The sequence below is a fragment of the Clostridium chauvoei genome (genome assembly GCF_002327185.1).
Lineage (GTDB): Bacteria > Bacillota > Clostridia > Clostridiales > Clostridiaceae > Clostridium > Clostridium chauvoei.
Window position 1 is genome coordinate 894,580 of record NZ_CP018624.1, and the last position, 21,562, is coordinate 916,141.

The 21,562-nt window shown below is 28.4% G+C and carries 17 protein-coding genes; 12 read left to right on the forward strand and 5 right to left on the reverse strand.

Translation table 11 applies throughout. The annotated features are described in order from the left end of the window. Positions 1-60: 60 nt before the first annotated feature. The 8 genes from BTM21_RS04175 to aspS all read left to right on the forward strand — a co-directional run bounded on the left by BTM21_RS04175 (position 61) and on the right by aspS (position 9,386). Positions 61-915: a DHH family phosphoesterase gene (locus BTM21_RS04175; RefSeq protein WP_079481444.1), complete on the forward strand. Its 855-nt coding sequence runs from the start codon at positions 61-63 to the stop codon at positions 913-915. 81 nt (positions 916-996) lie between these two features. Then, on the forward strand, positions 997-1,515 hold the full coding sequence (locus BTM21_RS04180; RefSeq protein WP_021875972.1) for an adenine phosphoribosyltransferase: 519 nt from the start codon (positions 997-999) through the stop codon (positions 1,513-1,515). 112 nt (positions 1,516-1,627) lie between these two features. After that, positions 1,628-3,811 carry a RelA/SpoT family protein gene (locus BTM21_RS04185; protein WP_021875971.1) on the forward strand — a complete coding sequence of 728 codons (2,184 nt, stop codon included), beginning with the start codon at positions 1,628-1,630 and terminating at the stop codon, positions 3,809-3,811. Positions 3,812-3,824: 13 nt separating this feature from the next. Continuing rightward, positions 3,825-4,274 carry a D-aminoacyl-tRNA deacylase gene (dtd, locus tag BTM21_RS04190; RefSeq protein WP_021875970.1) on the forward strand — a complete coding sequence of 150 codons (450 nt, stop codon included), beginning with the start codon at positions 3,825-3,827 and terminating at the stop codon, positions 4,272-4,274. Positions 4,275-4,288: 14 nt separating this feature from the next. After that, the gene (locus BTM21_RS04195) at positions 4,289-4,888 is read left to right on the forward strand and encodes an MBL fold metallo-hydrolase (RefSeq protein ID WP_021875969.1); all 600 of its coding nucleotides are present in this window, start codon (positions 4,289-4,291) and stop codon (positions 4,886-4,888) included. A 9-nt stretch (positions 4,889-4,897) separates the two neighbouring features. Continuing rightward, complete coding sequence (locus BTM21_RS04200) at positions 4,898-6,322, forward strand: coproporphyrinogen III oxidase (protein ID WP_021875968.1); 1,425 nt, start codon at positions 4,898-4,900, stop codon at positions 6,320-6,322. A gap of 12 nt (positions 6,323-6,334) precedes the next feature. Next, positions 6,335-7,582 carry a histidine--tRNA ligase gene (gene hisS, locus BTM21_RS04205; protein WP_021875967.1) on the forward strand — a complete coding sequence of 416 codons (1,248 nt, stop codon included), beginning with the start codon at positions 6,335-6,337 and terminating at the stop codon, positions 7,580-7,582. Between the two features lie 16 nt (positions 7,583-7,598). Then, positions 7,599-9,386 (forward strand): aspartate--tRNA ligase, encoded by a 1,788-nt coding sequence (aspS, locus tag BTM21_RS04210; protein WP_021875966.1) that lies wholly within the window; start codon positions 7,599-7,601, stop codon positions 9,384-9,386. A gap of 48 nt (positions 9,387-9,434) precedes the next feature. Here aspS and BTM21_RS04215 read toward each other — a convergent pair whose 3' ends face one another. Together BTM21_RS04215 and BTM21_RS14205 are read right to left on the reverse strand one after the other, a co-directional pair. Beyond that, entirely contained in the window at positions 9,435-10,169 is a 735-nt protein-coding gene (locus tag BTM21_RS04215; RefSeq protein ID WP_021875965.1) for a phosphatase, read from the reverse strand. Positions 10,170-10,193: 24 nt separating this feature from the next. After that, entirely contained in the window at positions 10,194-10,358 is a 165-nt protein-coding gene (locus BTM21_RS14205; RefSeq protein ID WP_375792453.1) for a DUF1294 domain-containing protein, read from the reverse strand. A 254-nt stretch (positions 10,359-10,612) separates the two neighbouring features. Between BTM21_RS14205 and recQ the strand changes: the two genes are divergently transcribed. Beyond that, positions 10,613-13,048, forward strand: a complete 2,436-nt coding sequence (recQ, locus tag BTM21_RS04225; RefSeq protein WP_021875963.1) for a DNA helicase RecQ — start codon at positions 10,613-10,615, stop codon at positions 13,046-13,048. 37 nt (positions 13,049-13,085) lie between these two features. Here recQ and BTM21_RS04230 read toward each other — a convergent pair whose 3' ends face one another. Next, complete coding sequence (locus BTM21_RS04230) at positions 13,086-14,252, reverse strand: iron-containing alcohol dehydrogenase (protein WP_021875962.1); 1,167 nt, start codon at positions 14,250-14,252, stop codon at positions 13,086-13,088. 181 nt (positions 14,253-14,433) lie between these two features. Between BTM21_RS04230 and BTM21_RS04235 the strand changes: the two genes are divergently transcribed. The 3 genes from BTM21_RS04235 (at position 14,434) to BTM21_RS04245 (ending at position 20,280) form a co-directional block, all read left to right on the forward strand. After that, positions 14,434-14,706 (forward strand): metal-sensitive transcriptional regulator, encoded by a 273-nt coding sequence (locus tag BTM21_RS04235; protein WP_079481443.1) that lies wholly within the window; start codon positions 14,434-14,436, stop codon positions 14,704-14,706. A gap of 262 nt (positions 14,707-14,968) precedes the next feature. Beyond that, on the forward strand, positions 14,969-18,655 hold the full coding sequence (locus tag BTM21_RS04240) for an endo-beta-N-acetylglucosaminidase (RefSeq protein WP_021875960.1): 3,687 nt from the start codon (positions 14,969-14,971) through the stop codon (positions 18,653-18,655). Between the two features lie 269 nt (positions 18,656-18,924). Beyond that, positions 18,925-20,280 carry a sodium-dependent transporter gene (locus BTM21_RS04245; RefSeq protein ID WP_021875959.1) on the forward strand — a complete coding sequence of 452 codons (1,356 nt, stop codon included), beginning with the start codon at positions 18,925-18,927 and terminating at the stop codon, positions 20,278-20,280. 36 nt (positions 20,281-20,316) lie between these two features. On the opposite strand, the gene BTM21_RS04250 is transcribed toward BTM21_RS04245, so the two are convergent. Next, positions 20,317-20,778, reverse strand: a complete 462-nt coding sequence (locus BTM21_RS04250) for a threonine/serine exporter family protein (protein ID WP_021875958.1) — start codon at positions 20,776-20,778, stop codon at positions 20,317-20,319. Positions 20,779-20,780: 2 nt separating this feature from the next. Beyond that, positions 20,781-21,545 carry a threonine/serine exporter family protein gene (locus BTM21_RS04255; RefSeq protein WP_021875957.1) on the reverse strand — a complete coding sequence of 255 codons (765 nt, stop codon included), beginning with the start codon at positions 21,543-21,545 and terminating at the stop codon, positions 20,781-20,783. Positions 21,546-21,562: the final 17 nt, after the last annotated feature.

A 21,562-nucleotide genomic window follows, 5' to 3' on the forward strand; every position in this document is an offset into this window, starting at 1 on the left:
AATATTAGTGATTTTCAATTATAATATATGTGTTTTCTTAGTTTTATGGAGGAGTTTATAATGCGCAAGTTTTGGGAGAGTATTTATAGTCCAAATTATATAACTGGATATAATCCCTTTATACTTAAAGATATGAATAAAGCCATTGAAAGAGTAGTAGAGGCTGTTAATAACAGAAAAAAAATTGTTATTTATGGGGTGCCGAATGTAGACGGATTGTGTGCTCTTGCATCATTGAGTTTGGTTTTAAGATATCTAAATGCAGATATTGAATATATAATTCACGATGATGACTTAAATACTTCTGGAGTTACATCTAATGATATAATTAATAATGTTAATTTTTTAGGAGGTCAACTTCTAATAACTTTGGGGATAGATTTGAATTCAGAAGAAGAGCAATTGCTTTGCGAAGATCTTGGTATAGATTTGATAGTTTTGGAAAATAAAGTAACTAGTAGTGCTAAAAAATACATATACATAAATCCGAATCAAAAAGGTTGTCAATATAGATATAAAAATTTATCTATTAGTGGATTAACTTTTAAATTAATGCAAGCCATAGCAATATATTATAACATAAAGAGCATTAATAAATATTTGGATTTAATTTTAATTGGTGAACAATGGGCAGAAGTACCCTTAAAAGGAGAAAATGCTGTTATTTTAAAAGAAGGTAGGAAATTTTTAATTAATACTAATAATCATGGATTAAGATCAATTATGGATTATTACAGTATAGTAGAAATGGATGAGGACTGCATTTTAAAAATAATAGATGTAATAACACCGACTATTAATGCAGTTAGAATGATGGACAATGCTCGAATAATTATAGAGCTATTAACAACTACTAAAAAAGAAAGAGCAGAACAAATAACTAAATATTTAAATAAATCAAAGATAACTATATAATATAGTATTAGCAAAATAAAGTTAGTATTTTAGCTTACGATAATTATATAGTTTATAATTTTTAAAAATGGAGGATTTACTATGAATCTAAAAGAGAAAATAAGAATAATTGATAATTTTCCAAAGGAAGGAATAAGCTTTAAAGATATCACAACTGTAATAGGTGATGGAGAAGCTTTAAAATATTCAATAGATAAGATGGTTGAACATCTTAAGGATAAAAATATAGATTTAATAGTTGGACCAGAAGCTAGAGGGTTTATTTATGGAGTTCCAGTAGCTTATGCTATGGGAATAGGTTTTGTACCAGTTAGAAAACCTGGCAAATTACCAGGAGAAACAGTTTCAGTTGATTATGATTTAGAGTATGGAAAAGATACATTACAAATACACAAAGACTCAATAAAAAAAGGTCAAAGAGTAGCTATAGTTGATGATCTTTTAGCAACAGGAGGAACTATAGAAGCTGTTGCTAAACTTGTTGAAATGGCAGGTGGAGAAGTTGTATCTTTAGAATTTGCAATAGAACTAACAGACTTAAACGGAAGAGATAAATTAAAGAATTATGATGTTATGTCATTAGTTCAATATGATATCTAAATTTATTGAAAATAATAATTAAATATTATATAATAGAAATAATAAGATGGCTGGTTTTTTAAACCAGCCATTGATTTTAGAATTTAATGTGGCAAAAAGGAGAGGTATCTCAATGGTTGAGAATCTATTGCAAAAAATAAAAGAAAATTGTAATAATATAGATATTGAAGTTATAAAAAAGGCATATGATTTAGCTACAGAAGCACATAAAGAGCAAAAAAGAGAATCTGGTGAACCCTATGTTATTCATCCTATAGATGTTGCGTGTATTTTAGCTGAGATGGGGATGGATACAAGTACTATAGTAGCAGGTTTACTCCATGATGTTATTGAAGATACTGATTATACATATGAAGATATAAGCAATATATTTAGTGAAGAAGTTGCAAATTTAGTTCAAGGGGTAACTAAACTAGGTAAAATAGAGTATAAAACAAAGGAAGAACAACAAGCAGATAATGTAAGAAAAATGCTTTTAGCTATGGCTAAAGATATAAGAGTTATAATAATTAAACTTGCAGACAGACTACATAATATGAGAACTTTAAAATTTATGCCTAAAGAAAAGCAAAAACAAAAGGCAAAAGAAACTTTAGATATATATGCTCCTTTAGCTCATAGACTTGGTATATCTAAGATAAAATGGGAACTTGAAGATTTATCTTTAAGATATATGCACGAAGAAGAATATTATGAGTTAGTTAAACAAATTGCAGAAAAAAGAGTTGAAAGAGAAACATACATAGCTAATATAACAAAAGATTTATATGAAAAACTTGAGGAATCTGGCGTAGATTCAGATATAGAAGGAAGACCTAAACATTTTTATAGTATATACAAAAAAATGGTTAACAAAAATAAAAGTATAGAACAAATATTTGACCTTACAGCTATAAGAATATTAGTCAATTCTGTTAAGGACTGTTATGGAGTTTTAGGTATTGTTCATACAATTTATAAACCTATACCAGGAAGATTTAAAGATTATATAGCAATGCCTAAACCTAATATGTACCAATCATTACATACAACCGTAATAGGACCACAAGGGAAAACTTTTGAAATACAAATTAGAACTTTTGAAATGCATAGAACTGCTGAGTATGGTATAGCGGCACATTGGAAATACAAAGAAGGAGATACTGGGGAAGATAAGGAAAAAAACTTAGAGAATAAATTAGCTTGGCTTAGAGAGATGTTAGAATGGCAAAAGGAAACCTCAGATGCTGAAGAGTTTATAGAAGGGTTTAAAATAGATTTATTTGCTGACGAAATATTTTTATTTACACCTAAAGGAGTAGTTATAAATCTTCCAAATGGATCAACACCTATAGATTTTGCATATAGAATACATACTGATATAGGAAATAAATGTGTGGGAGCTAAAGTTAACGGAAAGATAGTTCCTCTTGATTATAAGTTAAAGACTGGTGAAATTGTTGAAGTTCTTACGTCTAATTCAGCTAAGGGTCCGAATATGGATTGGCTAAATATGGCTAAAAGTAATCAAGCTAAGAGTAAGATAAGACAATGGTTTAAGAAAGTCAAAAAAGAAGAGAATATTGACAAGGGAAAAGAAGTATTTGAAAAAGAGTTAAAAAAACAATCAGTAGTATACTCTGAAATAGCTAAAGGTGAAAGTTATGAAAGATTATTGAAGAAATACAACATTCATAATATAGAAGATCTTTATGCTAGTATAGGAATAGGTCAAATAACAGCATCTTCATTTATAGCAAGATTAAAAGAAGAAAATATATCAGAAAAGGAAAAGCATTCACAAGAGACAATAAATAAAAGCATAGATGATCATATTCAAAAAAGTGATAAAAAAGTATTAAATAATAGTTATGGGGTTACTGTTAAAGGCCTAAATAACATTATGGTTAGATTTGCAAAGTGTTGCAATCCTGTTCCAGGAGACGAGATATTAGGATATATAACAAAGGGGAGAGGAGTATCTGTTCATAGAGCAGATTGTAGTAATTTAAAGGCCTTAATAAATTATGATGAAGAAAAAGTAGTTGAAGTAACTTGGGGAAAAGCAAAAGGTGCTGGATATGTTGCTGAGATTCAAGTAAAGGCAGAAGATAGAATAGGAATATTATCGGATATCATGATAATAATAACAGATGCTAATTTACCTCTTAATGCCTTAAATGCTAAATCATCTAAGGCTAATATAGCAATAGTTAATATAAAGGTTAAAATAGATTCAATAGAACAATTAAAAGAGCTTATGAGAAAAATAAGAAGATTAAAAGGTGTAATGGATGTTTATAGAATGAATAACTAAAGGATGTGTATAAATGAGAGCTATAGTTCAAAGAGTATCTTCATCTAAGGTTACAGTTGATAATTCAATCATAGGATCAATAAGTAAAGGTGTGAATTTATTAATTGGAATATCAAAAGAAGATACTGAAGAAGATTTAAAATATATAAGAGATAAAGTTATAAATTTAAGAATTTTTGAAGACGGAAATTCAAAAATGAATTTATCTCTTTTAGATGTAAAAGGTGAAATTCTTGCTATCTCTCAATTTACTTTATATGGTGATTGTAGAAAGGGTAGAAGACCTAATTTTATGAATGCAGAAAGTGGCGAAAAAGCAAAAGAGTTATATAATAAATTTATAGATCTACTTAAAGAGTCAGGTTTAAAAGTAGAAACTGGAGAATTTGGAGCCCATATGGAAGTAGATATTCAAAATGATGGGCCAGTAACTTTACTTTTAGAAAGCAAGAGAAATTTTTAGTTTGGAGGTTTATTATGATAATAAAAACAATACCAGCAGGTAGTTTACAAGCAAATTGTTATATAGTTATGGACGAAGAAACTAAAGAAGCCGTAGTTATGGATCCAGGTGGAGATGCAGATTGGATTATAAAAGAAATAGAGACTTTAGGTGCAAATATAAAATATATTTTATTAACTCATGCACATGCAGATCATGATGGAGGGGTAGTAGACCTAAAGAAGAAATATGATGTGCCAGTTTATATGCATAAAGAAGAAGAAATGTATATGGAAAAAGATAACTTTGTTTTTGGGAAAATACCTAAATTTTATAGTTTCATAGAAGATGGAGATGAATTAAACATAGGAAGTTTAAAAATAAAATGTATTCATACTCCAGGTCATACTAAGGGTGGACTATGTTTTCTAATTGAAGATAAAGTATTTACAGGAGATACTTTATTTCAAGGATCAATAGGTAGAACAGATTTTTCAGGTGGAGATTTCAATGAAATAATAAGAAGTATAAATGACAAACTTTTAGTTCTTCCTAATAATGTAGAAGTTTATCCAGGTCATGGACCAAAGTCTACAATTATATTCGAAAGGATGAGAAATCCATTTCTAGCATAAGGAGAAATAATGGAAATAAGAATATCATTAAATGATTTAAAATATAGATATGATGTATATCAGATGTTTAATATTTATTATCCTCTTCATGAATTAAAATTTGTAGAAGATGGGGAATATATAGTAAATATTAATGAGAACAATATAGAATTTAAGTATAAAGATTTTTATAATAATATAAAGATTTCAGAGAATATAAAAGAAGATATAAAAAGAATAATTTTTTTAGCTTTAGAAGAAATAACAGGAGATCATTACCCATGGGGAATACTTGTGGGTATAAGACCTTCTAAAATAGCATTAAAATACCTTCAAGAAGGTAAAAGTGAAGAAGAAATTATAAAAATCTTTAAGGATAAGCATTTAGCTTCTGAGGAAAAAGCAAGATTATGTATTGAAGTTGCTAAAACAGAAGAAAATTTTGTGAATAAAAGAGAAGAAAGCATTTCAGTTTACATAGGAATGGCATTTTGTCCGACAAGATGTTTTTATTGTTCCTTCGCAGCAAATCCAATTGGAGGGAATAAAAAATTAGTATCTCCATATTTAGATGCATTAACTTATGAAATAAGAGAAATGAAAAAATATATTGAAGAGAGAAATCTTAATATTGAAACGGTATATTTCGGAGGGGGAACTCCAACCTCTATTAGTAATGATGAATTTGAAAATATAATGAAAGAGATTTACAATGCTTTCATTCATGGGAAAAATGTAGTAGAATTTACAGTGGAGTGTGGAAGACCAGATAGCATAACAGAAGAAAAGTTAATTACAATGAAAAAATATAATACTACAAGAATTAGTATAAATCCTCAAACTATGAATGATGACACTTTGAGTATGATAGGAAGAGGTCATACATCAAAGGATGTAGTAGAAAAATTTAATTTAGCTAGAAAATTAGGATTTAAAGATATAAATATGGATATGATAATAGGTCTTCCAGGAGAAGGGTTAAATGAAGCTAAATATACAGCAAATGAACTTTTAAAACTTTCACCAGATAGCTTAACAGTTCATGGTTTATCTTTAAAGAGAGCATCAATACTTTATGAGAATTTTATCTTAAAAAAAGGAATTCAAATAAAGCAACAAGTAGAATTAGCTTCTATGTATGAAGAAAGCAGAAATTTAGCTAAAAGTTTAAATTTAAAACCATATTATATGTATAGACAAAAAAATATGGTTGGAAATATGGAGAACTTAGGATATTCTAAAGAGGGTAAAGAATGTATATATAATATTCAAATGATTGAAGATAAACAAACAATTATAGCTCTTGGGGCAGATGCGGTTTCAAAGGCTGTCTTTTTAGAAGAAAATAGAATTGAGAGATTTGCTAACATTAAAGATGTTAGAGAATATACAAAAAGAATAAAGGAAATGGTAGAGGGAAAACAAAAATTATTAGACTCTCTTTATCTGAAATAGGAGGCGAAATTTATGGAAATTAAGGCACCTAAGGGTACTAAAGATATGCTTCCTCAAGATGCATATAAATGGCATTTTGTTGAGGAAACTTTTAAAAATACAGCTAAGTTTTATGGGATGAGAGAAATCAGAACTCCTATATTTGAACATACAGAATTATTTTTAAGAGGTGTAGGAGATACTACGGACATAGTCCAAAAGGAAATGTATACTTTTAATGACAAAGGTGATAGAAGTATTACATTAAAACCAGAAGGAACTGCACCAATAGTTAGAGCATTTATAGAAAATAGATTATTTAATGAAGCTCAACCAACAAAGCTTTATTATTCAATACCATGTTTTAGATATGAAAATGTACAAAAGGGTAGATTAAGACAATTCCACCAAGTAGGTACAGAAGTATTTGGATCTAAGGAACCATCAATGGATGCTGAAGTTATAGCTTTTGCTATGAATGTATTAAAGAATTTAGGCTTAAAGAGTTTAAGTTTAAATATAAATAATCTAGGTTGTCCAAAGTGTAGACCTAATTACAATGAGGCGTTAAAGAAGTATCTAAAAGAAAATTATGATAACTTATGTCCTTTATGTAAAACAAGATTTGAAAAAAATCCAATGAGAATTTTAGATTGTAAAGAAAAGAAATGTAATGAAATTACAAAGAATGCACCAATAATATTAGATTATATGTGTGAAGAGTGTGATACTCACTTTACAGATGTAAAGAAATATTTAGATGCATTACAAGTGCCATATACTGTTGACCCTGGTATAGTAAGAGGATTAGATTATTATACAAAGACAATTTTTGAAATATTAAATGATGATTTTACAGTATGTGGTGGTGGAAGATACGATAGATTAATTGAACAATTAGGAGGTCCAGAAATGCCTTCAGTTGGATTTGCAATGGGAGTTGAAAGACTTATAATGACTCTTGAAAAGGAAGGGATAGAGATTCCAAATGAAAATCTATTTGACCTTTATATAGGAGCTAGAGGTGATTATGCAAAACTTGCAGCCTTTACTATTGCAAATAAATTAAGAAACTTTAACGTTAAAACAGAAATAAACCATATGGGAAGAAGCGTTAAGGCTGAAATGAAATATGCAAATAAAGTTGGAGCGTTATTTACTACAATTTTAGGTGAAGATGAGCTTCAAAATAAGACTATCAAACTTAAGAGAATGAGTGATGGTGAACAATTTGAAGTTGATTTAGACAATATAGAAGAAATAGTGAAAGTGCTAAAATAGCAAGGAGGAATTTACAATGGGTGAGTCTTTAGGCGGCTTAAAAAGAACCATGATGTGTGGTGAGGTTAGAGAATCTAACGTTTCACAAAAAATTACACTTATGGGATGGGTTCAAAGAAATAGAAAACTAGGAGGTCTTCAATTTATAGACCTTAGAGATAGAGCTGGAATAATGCAAATAGTTTTTGGTGAAGAAATAAATGCTGAAGCTTTTGAAAAAGCTAAAAGTGTAAAACCAGAGTATTGTATTGCAGTTACAGGAGAAGTAGTTTTAAGAGAAGCTCCAAATAAAAATATGGATACAGGATTAGTGGAACTAAAATGTGAAAGCATAAAAATTCTTTCAGAATCAGATACACCACCGATTTATATTAAAGAAGATTTAGATGCAGCAGAAAGTATAAGACTTAAATATAGATATTTAGATCTTAGAAGACCTGATATGCAAAAAATATTTATGGTAAGAAATAGAGCTACTAAAGCTGTTAGAGATTATCTAGATAATAATGGATTCTTAGAAGTTGAAACACCAATGCTTACTAAGAGTACTCCAGAAGGAGCTAGAGATTATTTAGTACCTTCAAGAAACTATCCTGGAATGTTTTATGCATTACCACAATCACCACAAATATTTAAACAATTATTAATGGTTTCAGGATTTGATAAATACTATCAAATAGTAAAATGCTTTAGAGATGAAGATTTAAGAGCAAATAGACAACCAGAATTTACTCAAATAGATTTAGAAATGAGCTTTGTTGAAGAAGATGATGTTATAGCTTTAAATGAAGGATTAGTATCACATGTATTTAAAGAAGTAGCTGGTGTAGATGTTAAACTTCCAATTAGAAGAATGGAATTTAAAGAAGCTATGGAAAAATACGGTTCAGATAAACCGGATTTAAGATTTGGTATGGAAATTACAGACTTATCTGAAGTAGTAAGTAATGTTGAATTTAAAGTATTTAGTGATGCATTAACTAATGGAGGTTCAGTAAGAGCTCTTTGTTTAAAGGGTGGAGCTTCTATGGGTAGAAAAGATATAGATAGATTAGGTGAATTTGTTAAGACATTTAAAGCTAAAGGATTAGCTTGGATAGCTCTTAAAGAAGAAGAAATAAAATCACCAATAGCTAAATTCTTAAAAGAAGAAGAAATGAATGCTATAATAGAAACTATGTCTGCAGAAACAGGAGATATAATTTTAATAGTTGCTGATAAAAATACAGTAGTATTCCAAAGCTTAGGTCAATTAAGATTAGAATTAGCTAAGAAATTTGATTTAATTAAAGATAAAAATGAATTTAACTTCTGTTGGATTACAGAATTCCCATTATTTGAGTATGATGAGGAAGAAGGTAGATATCATGCTGCACATCATCCATTTACATCACCAATGGATGAAGATTTAGATATGCTAGAAACTAATCCTGCTATGGTTAGATCAAAAGCATATGACTTAGTATTAAATGGAGAAGAATTAGGTGGAGGTTCAATAAGAATCCATAATTCAAAATTACAAGAAAGAATGTTTAAGGCATTAGGATTTACAGAAGAATCAGCTCAAGAAAGATTTGGATTCTTAATAGATGCATTTAAGTTTGGTCCACCACCACATGGAGGATTAGCATTTGGGTTAGATAGAATGATAATGTTCTTAGCAGGAACAGAAAATATAAAGGATGTTATAGCATTCCCTAAAAACCAAAATGCTTATTGTTACTTAAGTGAAGCACCAAATATAGTTGATGAAAAACAACTTGAAGAATTAGGTTTAAATATAAAGGTTAAAGAAGAAAACTAAAAATAAAAAAGATATAGGGATTATTTTATTCCCTATATCTTTTTGTTTTTAATAATTTAAGTCTAAAAGTCTCCCTTTATTTTTCAAATGAAAAATTAGTTTATCAGGATTATTCATAATTTGTTCTTTAGGCATGTCTATAGAATTTAACATTTCAATTGCTAGATCAAATTTTCCTATATAAGAAGCAAAATGTGAGTCAGAGCTTAGAATTACTTTATTACCATACTTCTTACAAAGTAAAGCTATTTCTTTGCAGACAACATCACTACCTTTTCTAGATTTTCCAAGTAAAGAACTATTATTTATTTCAATCATTATATCCTTTTCTAAAGCCTTTTTTATGATTTTTTCGTAATCTAGTTGATAATTTGGATTGCCTAGATGTCCTAGTATTTCCATTTCTTTATAATTATCCATAACTTTTAAAATAGCATTTGTATTTTCATCCTTTGATTTAGGTTGGAAGCAAGGTTCGTGTAACGAAGCGATTACGTAATCTAGTTTAGAAGCAGAATAATTATCTATATCTAAGTTCCCGTTAGCATCTATTATATTAGCCTCACATCCTTTTAAAATAATAACATCTTCTATAACTCGTGGTAATACTCTTAAGTTATGAAAATACCAAATATGAGGAGCTCCTGGCATATTAGGTCCATGTTCAGAGGTTCCAAGAATCTTAATACCTTTTTTAGAGCAAAAATGAACATTTTCTAGTAAGGTACTATAAGCATGACCGCTAATTATAGTATGTGTATGTAAATCAGATAAATAATTCATATAAAAGCATCCTTTCTAAATATATTATTTAATAAATGAAATTAAAATCAGTATTTGAAGTAGAAATATTACTGGTATTCCTAAAGTAAATTTAATATGTTTAGTTTTATGTCTAAATAAATACATACCAATATATTCACCGATACTACCACCTAATAAAGCTATTAAAAGTAAATTAAACTCACTTATTCTCCAGTGTTTTTTATAGCTTTCTTTTTATCTACAAACATAATTATCATAGCAAATAAATTTATTGCTAGAAAATAAATCTTTAAAATATTATACATAAATATCTCCTATATTTTTATTATACACTTATTATAAATTAAAATAAGTATATAATAAAATAACTATATAAAAATGATTAAGAACAGATGTTTATGTGAATAATTCTGGTATAATATTTTAAAGAGATTAATTTATATTTGAGGGAGTTGTAAAGTTTGACTAATAAAGCACTAGAGATTTTAGAAAAAGTTTATGGATATAAAAGTTTTAGAAAAGGGCAAGAAGATATAATTAACAATATACTAAATAGAAAAGATGTTTTAGCTATAATGCCAACTGGTGGAGGAAAATCTATATGTTATCAAATTCCATCCCTTATATTAGATGGAATTACTATTGTTATATCACCTTTAATATCATTAATGAAGGATCAAGTAGATGCAATTAAAGAAATGGGGATAAATGGTGTATATATAAATAGTTCTTTAAGCACAATAGAATTTAATTCTATTATTGATGGAATTAGAAGTAATAAATATAAAATAATATATGTTGCTCCAGAAAGACTAGATTCAAATGAATTTATAACAGCAATAACCCAAAATAATATAAGTCAAGTGGCAATAGATGAAGCTCATTGTGTATCACAATGGGGACATGATTTTAGATCAAGCTATAAAAGAATAGATAATTTTATAAATAAATTACCTAAAAGACCAATAGTATCAGCTTTTACAGCCACAGCTACTAATGAAGTTAAAGAAGATATTATAAAATTATTAGGGCTTAAAGAGCCAAAGGTATTTATAACTGGTTTTGATAGAGAGAACTTAACTATAAATATAATAAAATCAGGTAATAAGAAAGATTATTTAATAAACTATATAGAAAATAATAAGGATCAGTCAGGAATAATATATGCAGCAACCAGACGAGAAGTAGATAAAATTTATGATGAACTAAAAAATAGAGGATATGAGGTTGGGAAATATCATGCAGGTTTATCTGATGAAGTTAGAAAAGAATATCAAGATAACTTTATTCATGATAACTTAAATATAATAGTTGCAACAAATGCTTTTGGAATGGGTATAGATAAACCAAATATAAGATATGTAGTTCATTATAATATGCCTAAAAACATAGAAGGATATTACCAAGAGATAGGGAGAGCAGGTAGAGACGGAGAAAAGAGTGAGTGTATATTACTATTTGCCCCAGGAGATGTTCAAGTACAAAAGTATCTAATTGAAATGAGTATAGAAAATCAAGAAAGAAAAAATAATCAATATGAAAAATTACAGCAAATGGTTGATTTAGTTTATAGTAACGGTTGCCTAAGAAATTATATATTAAATTATTTTGGCGATAGGAAAGAAGAACCATGCAATAATTGTAGTAATTGTTTATATAAAGGTGAAGTTATAGATAAAACCATAGATGCACAAAAGGTTCTTTCTTGTGTCTATAGAATGAAAAGAAGCTTTGGAAGTACAATGGTAGTAGATGTTCTTAGAGGATCAAAAAATAAAAAGGTAAGTCAGTTTGGTTTTGATAACATATCTACTTATGGAATAATGAAGGATTATTCCAATGAAGATCTTAAAACTTTTATAAATACTTTAGTTGCTCAAGGATATTTAGATTTAGTTCAGGGAACATATCCTACATTAAAGCTTAATAATTTATCTATGAAGGTATTAAAAAGTGAAAAAGAAGTTAAATTAAAAGAATTTAAAGTAGAAAGAAAACTTAAAGATACTAATAAGCTATTTGAGATTTTAAAAGTTTTAAGATTAAATATTTCAAGGAAAGAAAATCTTCCACCGTATATTATTTTTGGAGATGGAACTTTAAGAGAAATGAGTATTAAATATCCTATTCAAAAAGAGGATATGCTTAAAATATCAGGGGTAGGAGAAGGTAAGTATAACAAATATGGAATTTATTTTAGAGAAGAAATAGAAAAATATGTTAAGGAAAATAATATAGATATAGATAAAAATAATAATGTAGAAAGTGACTTATCTGATTTTCCTTTTGAAGTAGTTACAGATAAAGGTTTATTAGAAGAATTATTAAATTTAAGAGATAAGTTTGCTAAAAAAGAAGGTGTACCTAGACAAAAAATATTAGCTAAGAATTCACTTAAGGAAATAAGTGGAAGATATCCAATGAATATAGAAGAATTGAAAGATATAGGTGGAGTAGGGTCTAAAAAGATAGAATTATATGGAGATGAAATTATAGAAAAGGTTAAAACTTATGTTAGTGAAAAAAACATACAAGTACATTGGACTGAAAAAAAGAGAAGGAAGCTAATAATTGATGGTGAAACAAGAGGGAATGATGAAATAGCTTTAGATAGTTTAAAGGAAGGTAAGAAACTGGAAGATATATCAGAGGAAATAGAAATATCAATTTCAACTATATTAGGTTATGTAGCTGATTATATAAAAGAGACGGGAGACTCAAACTTTAGTTTAGATTTAAAAAAATATTATAATGCAGAAGATAGAGATAATATATTAAAAGCTTGCAACAAAAATGGATATGATAAAATAAGCATAATAAAAAAGCAATTATCTGATACTATAAAGTATGAAGCGATTAGAGCAGTTATTTTAGAAGAGTATTTTAAGGTATCTTAACAAAAAGAGAGAATTTTAAGTTCTCTCTTTTCGTTAATTAAAGAGCCAAATTATAGATTTTAAGGGCATCTTCATATTTGATTTTCACAAAATTTCCTACATATCCATTTGATTCAACTAGTTTTTTTGCCATTTCATCAAAATGTTCATTAGTAATATGGATTTCTTTAAGAGTAGTTTTAAGGTCTAACTCTCTAAAGAAGTTTTCAAGACTCTTAATTCCTAAAAGAATGGTTTCTTCTGGATTATTTAAATTTATTTCTATATTAAAAACTCTATTTGCAAATTGAAGAAATCTATTTATATCATGTTTATAAACATATTTCATCCAAGCTGGAAATATTATAGCTAAACCAGCACCGTGAGCTATATCATATATTCCACTTAATTCATGCTCTATATCATGACTTGCCCAATCACCAATTCTACCCATACTCAATGAATCGTTATGAGCTACCATACCACAAAGCATTATTTCAGCTCTAGAATTATAGTCATTTAAATTATTAATAACTCTTAAACCATTATCTATAATAGATTTCATTGTAGCTTCACACAACCTGTCAGTTAAATCTACATTAGGTTCATTAGTAAAATATCTTTCCATAACATGTGCTAACATATCAGCTATTCCACAAGCTGTTTGATATTTAGATAATGTAAATGTAAGTTCAGGATTCATAATAGAGAATATGGGTCTTAAAGTAGGATGTCCTGTACTTTTTTTATAAAACCCATCTTCATTAGTTATAACAGTACCAGAACTAGTTTCACTACCAGCAGCTGGAATAGTAAGTACAGTGGCAAGATTTAAACACTTATGTTTAATTGGAGTTCCAGTAAATAGATCCCATACATCCCCATTGTAATTTACACCAGCAGAAATTGCTTTAGAAGAATCTATAACGCTACCGCCACCAACTGCTAATATAAAATCTAAGTGATTTTCTCTACAGATTTTAATACCTTCTCTTACAAGTGATACTCTAGGGTTAGGTTTAACACCTGAAAGTTCTATAAAGTCAATTTCTTCAGCCTTTAATGAATTAATTATTTTATCATATAAACCAGAATTTTTAATACTGCCACCACCATAATGTAGAAGTATTCTATTAGAGTATTTTTTAACCTCTTTACCTACTTTAAGTTCAGAGTCTTTTCCGAATATTAATTGTGTAGCATTTTTATAATTAAAATTTTTCATCGTATAACCTCCAATATTTATTTAATAATATAATACATTACTATTTAAAGGTTTTCAATTAATATTAATTATTGATTTAGATAATATTTTAATAAATTTAATATTAAAGTTGAATAATTATTTATATAAATGGTAAAATATAAATACCGTACATAGGTATTTTATTTTGGAGGGAAAAATAGTGTTTGAAGATAATGAAAAATTAAGAAAAGATATTATAAATAGATTAAAAAGAATAGAAGGACAAGTAAAAGGAATCCAAGGAATGATGGAAAAGAATGTTTGTTGTGGAGATATACTTATTCAAATATCAGCAATTAGATCTGCAATAAATAAAGTAGGTGGTCTTACTATAGAACATTATGCTAAGAATTGTTTAGGAATAGAAGAAGATACTGAACAACAAGAGAATTTGAAAAAATTAATAAAAACTATAGATACTTTTGTAAAGTAAAGATTAAAAAGGATATGAGAGAAGCATATCCTTTTTATTTTATATAAAATAAATTCAAAAATATACTTTATATACCAAAATATAGAATAAAACCAATTAAAATAGAATTAATTCACTATTATTAAATTAAAAAAAAATCTATAATTTAAACTGTAAACGATATTATAACTATAATTAGGATACATATACATTAATTTACATTATATAAGTTAATGTATAAATAAAAACAAAATACATCAAAGAGATAAAGGGGGATAATTATATGGCAAAAAGAAGTATTAGGAAAAAAAGACATGTACAAGCTATTGCGTGTGCAATAACACTTTCTATGGTAACACCAATTGTTTCTGGATACGCAGTGCCAATAAAAGCAGAGGTTATTAATAAGCAAGAATTATCAGAGAATTACACTGTTAAAGATTCACTTCAACCTATAGGGAATGCATATAGCATTAAAACTTTATTAGAATGGAGTCCAGAAAGTGATGAAGCAGTAAGATATAATAGAGCTACTATAAAATTAAAAGATAGATTTAGAGGTCCAGTTGTAAATGAGAATGCAAATCCAGAAGCTAAAATAATGAACTGTGCTTTAACTAATCCACAGACAGATAATGCGCCATCACAAGGGGGAGATACTGAAAATGCATATGTATTTTCCTATTGGCAATATGTTGATTCATATGTTTATTGGGGAGGTTCAAATAGAGGAATATTTGTTCCACCTACTCCAGATATAGTAGATGCTGCTCATAAAAATGGTGTACCAGTATTAGGAACTGTAGGTTTTCCATGGGGATCAAGTCCAGATGCAGAAGATTCTTATGTTAAGCAAGTAAGAGAGTTTTTAGTTAAAAATGATGATGGAAGCTTTCCAGTAGCTGATAAAATGATTGATATGGCACATTTTTATGGGTTTGATGGATGGTTTATAAATCAAGAGAGTTACGGATGTAATAAAGAAGATGCCGATCTTATGGTAGAGTTTTTCACATATATGCATGAAAAAGATCCTAGTATAAGAATAGGATGGTATGATTCTATGACCACTGATGGACCTGTTGGATACCAAAATGCATTAAATTCTAGAAATGTGGGATTTTTTCAAAATGAAGGTAAGACAGTAACAGATGAATTCTTTTTAAATTATAATTGGAATGTAGGTAGAGTTGATACTAGTGTTAAGACAGCTAAAGATGTAGGAAGAAGTCCTTATGATGTATTTGCAGGAGTTGAAGTTCAACAAAATGCATACAATGATAATTTTCCTGTTGAACATTTATTAGATGAAGAAGGAAAGTTAAAACTATCATTAGCTATGTATTGTCCAAACTCAACTTTTTCAATGTCAAAAGATATAGAAGATTTTTACAAACATGATCAAAAGTTTTGGGTAGGCCCAACACAAGATCCGTCTAAGACAGATACAAGTGAAAGATGGGTAGGACTTGCAAATTATGTAGCAGATAAATCAGCTATAAATAAGTTACCTTTTGTTACTAATTTCAATTTAGGACATGGACAAGCATATTATATAGATGGAAAATTATCAAGAGATAAAGAATGGAATAATAGATCACTTCAAGATTATTTACCAACATGGAGATGGATTGTAGAATCAAATGGTTCAAAGCTTGTTCCAAATTTTGATAGAAGTGATGCCTTTAACGGAGGAAGTTCCCTTTCTATTAAAGGTAATTTAGAAGCTGAAAATCCAAATCATATTAAATTATATAGTACAGATTTAACTATATCTGATGCTAGCACAGAATTATCTATTACGTATAAAACACCACTTGAAAAAAATAATATGAAGGTTGGATTATGTTTTGGAGATAATTATGACGAGTCAAACTTTGTATTTTTAGAGGTTGAAGATGGTAAACCAGGAGAATGGAATACTACAACTATATCTTTAAGTGATTATGTAGGACAAACTATATCAGGAATATCATTAAAATTTGATAGTAAAGAAAATATAAATAATTACAATATAAACATTGGAAATATATCAATAGAGGAAGGAAGTTCAAATGTAAAACTTCCTGCATCAAATAGTGTTGTTTTAGACGAACAGCTTTTCCATAATGCTCAAAAAGCAGAAGCTAGAATATACTGGGATGATGTAGAAAATGCAGAGTTCGATGAAATATATAGAGTTAAACCAGACGGTAGTAGAGAGTTTGTAGGTGCAACTTATAATGATGCATATTATATATCACCATTCAATAGATATGAAAATGAAAAAGAATTTAATTTTGAAGTAGTAGGTGTTGATAAAAACTTTAATAGAGGTGAAGCCAAAGCTTTAAAATTTAAGTGGAATATGCCAGGAGATTCAACAGAGGTACCAAAGGAAGAAAAACCTATTAATCTTGCATTAAATAAAAGTGTTAGAGCAAGTACAGAAAATTCAGGGGAGCCAGCAATAAAAGCAGTAGATGGTACAGTTGAAAATAATAGCAAATGGTGTACTACTACTGGTATGTATGGAGGATGGCTAGAAGTAGATTTAGGTGAAGAAAAAACTATTCAAAGATGGGTTACAATGCATGGGGAAGCAGGTGGAGAAGCAAAAGATACAAATACTGCAGCATTTAAATTACAGGTTCTAGATAAAGATGGAAGATTTAAAGATGTAGATGTAGTAAATAATAATACAGAAGGAATAGTAGATAGAAATTTAAAAGAGCCTGTAACAGGACAAGTATTTAGATTATATATAGATGATCCAGGTCCAAGTCCATGGAAGGCTATAAGAATATATGAATTCCAATTATATGAAGATGCATATACTCCTACAACAGAAAATATACCAATGAATACTGTAAAAGCAACTAATAATTTAGGCGCAGATGATGAAGTATTATTTAGAAATGTACCTGAAGGTTATGAAGTAAATCTATATAGAAATATAAATGATAATGAGCCATTTGCAAGTAAAATAGCAGACAATGGAGGAGAAGTTAGGTTTACAGGATTAGACTTTGGAGTAGAAGAAGGAAGAATATATTTTGCTACTAAGCAAGATGGAAAACAAGAAAGTATTAAATTAAGTGTTTCATATGATAATGAAAATTGGGATATAACAAAAATACCAAATAAGTTTACTATTTCAGATTATCAAATAGGGCCTAGAATGGCATTAAAAGATATATATTATGGAATATTAGAAATTGGTGATCTAAAGCCAGGAGATATAGTAAGTTATTATAAAAATATTGATGATGAATACCCAACTAAAATAAGTATTCCAGTATTAGATAATCAAACTTCTACAATAATACAACCAATTATATTTCATAAAGATGGAGGAGAAATAGTACTTCAAGTTAAGAGTGAAGGTATGAAAGCTACTCCTAAATTTAAAGTAGCATACAAAGAAGATAAAGAAGCATCATCTAAAGGAAACTTAGAAATAAGTATTAAAGATAATAGTAATAATGCTATTAATGGAGCGGTATATGAAGTTATAAAAGATAATAAAGTAGTGGAAAAGATAACTACTGATGATTTAGGAAAAGGTAAAATAGAATTAGATCCAGGAGCATATTCAATTAGATATACAGGGAATTTAAAAGAATATAAAATAGATGAAGCTTTATATGATGTAAATATAGAAAAACCGTTTGATATAGGGCTAAAAGAGTTAAGTCTGGAAAAAATAGTAAATAATGATACAGATAATGAAAAACCACAGCCACCTGTTAAACCAGGAGAAGAAGATAAAAAACCAGAAGAAGATAAAAAACCAGAGGAAAATAAAAAACCAGAGGAAAATAAAAAGCCTGATATACCAACATCATCAACAAAACCAGAAAGTGAAAATAAGAATGGAGCTTCCAACAATATTCTTCCGAAAACTGGAGGAGTACCTAGTGCAGGAGTATTAGGCATTGCAGGAATATTAACTTCTTTAGGTGTATTATTTACAAGAAAGAAAAAATAAAATTAATAACAAAAAATAGAGGCATTATTGTCTCTATTTTTTTGATTTTTAAAATAGGAATGGTACAATAATAATTTCAAGAATATTTAGAATTAAAGTGATAATTAGAAGGTATATAAAATGGCATTAATTAATAAAAGAGCAATAAATAATTATAAATTTTAAACGATTGATAAATAATAAGAAAAAATATTGACAAATTATATTTTAATTTATAACATTTATAATATAGTGTTAAAATATTCGGGGTATTTAAAGGGGGAATAAAAATGAGTAGAGAGAATTTTAGTTCTAGATTAGGACTTCTTGCAGCAGCGGCAGGTTCTGCAATAGGTTTGGGTAATATATGGAAATTCCCTTATATTACAGGTCAAAATGGTGGGGCAGCATTTATATTGGTTTATTTAGGGTGTATATTTTTAATAGGAATACCTGTTATGTTATCTGAATTTGCAATAGGAAGAAAAAATCAGGTTAATGCAGTAGAAAGCTTTAAAAAAATTGCACCTAATACTAAGTGGCACTGGACAGGATATTTAGCTACAGCTACAGCTTTTATAATTTTATCTTTTTATGCAATCATTGCAGGATGGGTATTTTCATATATATGGAGATCTGCAACTGGAGTATTAAAAGGAGTTTCAACACAGGGGTTTGGAGATTATTTTAATGCATTAACTTCTAACCCAGTAGAACCTATGATTATGACTTTACTTGTATTAGTTATTACAGCAATTATAATATTTTTTGGGATAAAAACTGGTATAGAAAAGTTTAGTAAAATAGCTATGCCTTTATTACTTGGTCTTATAATATTATTAATAATTAGATCAGTAACATTACCTGGAGCTAAAGCGGGGTTAGAGTTTTTATTTAAACCAGATTTTTCAAATTTATCTGTTAAAGGTATATTAGAAGCTTTGGGACATGCTTTTTATACATTAAGCTTAGGAATGGGGATTATACTTACATTTGGTAGTTATACAAAGAAAAGCGAAAATTTAGTATCATTATCATATCAAGTGGCTATTGCAGATACTGTTATTGCATTAATGGCAGGCATAGTTATTTTCCCAGCTGTATTTGCATATGGCTTAGAACCTACAGCAGGACCAGGCCTTTTATTTATAACATTACCAGCAGTATTTAAAGCAATGCCATTAGGGCAATTATTTGAATTTATGTTCTTTGTATTAATTGCCATTGCAGCATTAACATCAACGGTATCATTAATGGAAACAGTAGTAACATTTGTTTCAGAACAATTTAATTTGACTAGAAAGAAGACTATAGTAATTATTACATCAGGACTATTTGCTTTAGCAATACCAAGCATATTATCCTTTGGTCCACTTTCTCATATTAAATTACTTGGAGATAGAGGGGTATTTGATACTTTAGATTTTGTAACAGGTCAAATATTCTTACCAATAGGTGGAATACTTATATGCTTATTTATAGCTTGGGTTTGGGGAATTAAAAATGCAGCTAAAGAAATATCAAATGATGGTAGTTTAAAATTTAAAATTAAAGGGATATATTCGATTTCAGTTAAGTATTTAGCACCACTATCTATATTAATAATATTTTTATATGGTTTAGGAATTTTCAATATATTTAAATAGACCAAAAGATACTTAAGGCTCGCCTTAAGTATCTTTTTATTTATTATTTTTATAGTATTCTTTTATTTCACGTTTTCTTTTAGCCGATACAAATAATCTAGTTATTGTTGAAACGAAAATAACTCCTAAGGCTAAAGTACCGGCACTAGCTATTGTTGTAATACCTGTTTCTATAGATTTCATTATATTTCCTGTAACAGCTTCATACATTGTATAATACATTCCACCACCAGGAACTAATGGTATTAAGGCACAAATAACTAATGTAGTAACTGGTGTTTTTAAGATTCTTGCAAATATTTCAGAGTATAGGCTAAATACTAATGAAGAAATAAATAAAGCTGATAAGGTAGTTAAGTCAAAGGATAAGCCTAGTAAATAAACAAACCATGAAATTGCTCCGCCTAAAGCTGCAAAGAATAATTTTTTTCCTCTTATATTAAATAATATTCCAAAGCCTAAAGTTGCTATGAAAGTTATTAACGTTTCTGAAATCATTATTAAAATCTCCCAAAGGTATTTATCCAAAAACTAAGTACAGCACCAGTTCCAACAGCTATTGAAATAGCAACTAAAAATGCCTCAGCTGCTCTAGTTAAACCCGCAAGTAAATCTCCAGATATGGTATCACGTATTGCATTTGTAATTGCAAGGCCAGGAACAAGAAGCATTATTGATCCTATAATTGTAGTATCTATGTTGTTGGAAATTCCAATTTTTTTAAAGATTATTGCCATAATAGCTGAAATTCCGGCACAGATACTGTTAATAAAAAATGGATTTATATTAATTTCTGAAAATTTTATTGAAATTATTTTAATTATAAGTCCTATAAAAAAAGCAGCTATTCCATCTCTAAAAGTACCATTAAATAAAAATACAAAACAAAAAGCACCTAGAGCAGAAATTATTACATTAGTAGTTAAGCTATATCTTTCACCTTGATCTATTAATTTAAGTTCTCTTTTTAAATCTGATACAGATAATTTACGAGAGATAATATTTCTAGATAAATCATTTACTTTATCCACTTTATCTAAATCTACAGTTCTTGTTGATACACGTCTTATCAATGAAAAAGTTTTATCACCATGACAAACTGAAACCATTATACCAGTGGGAGTTACAAAGCTTTCAGCTTCTTCTGCACCATAAATTTTACAGATTCTCCATATGATTTCTTCAGCTCTGTAGGTTTCACCACCACTTTCTAACATTATTTTTCCAGCAAAGGTAGCCACATGAAGTAATTCATTTACATCCATAATATTCGCTCCTATAT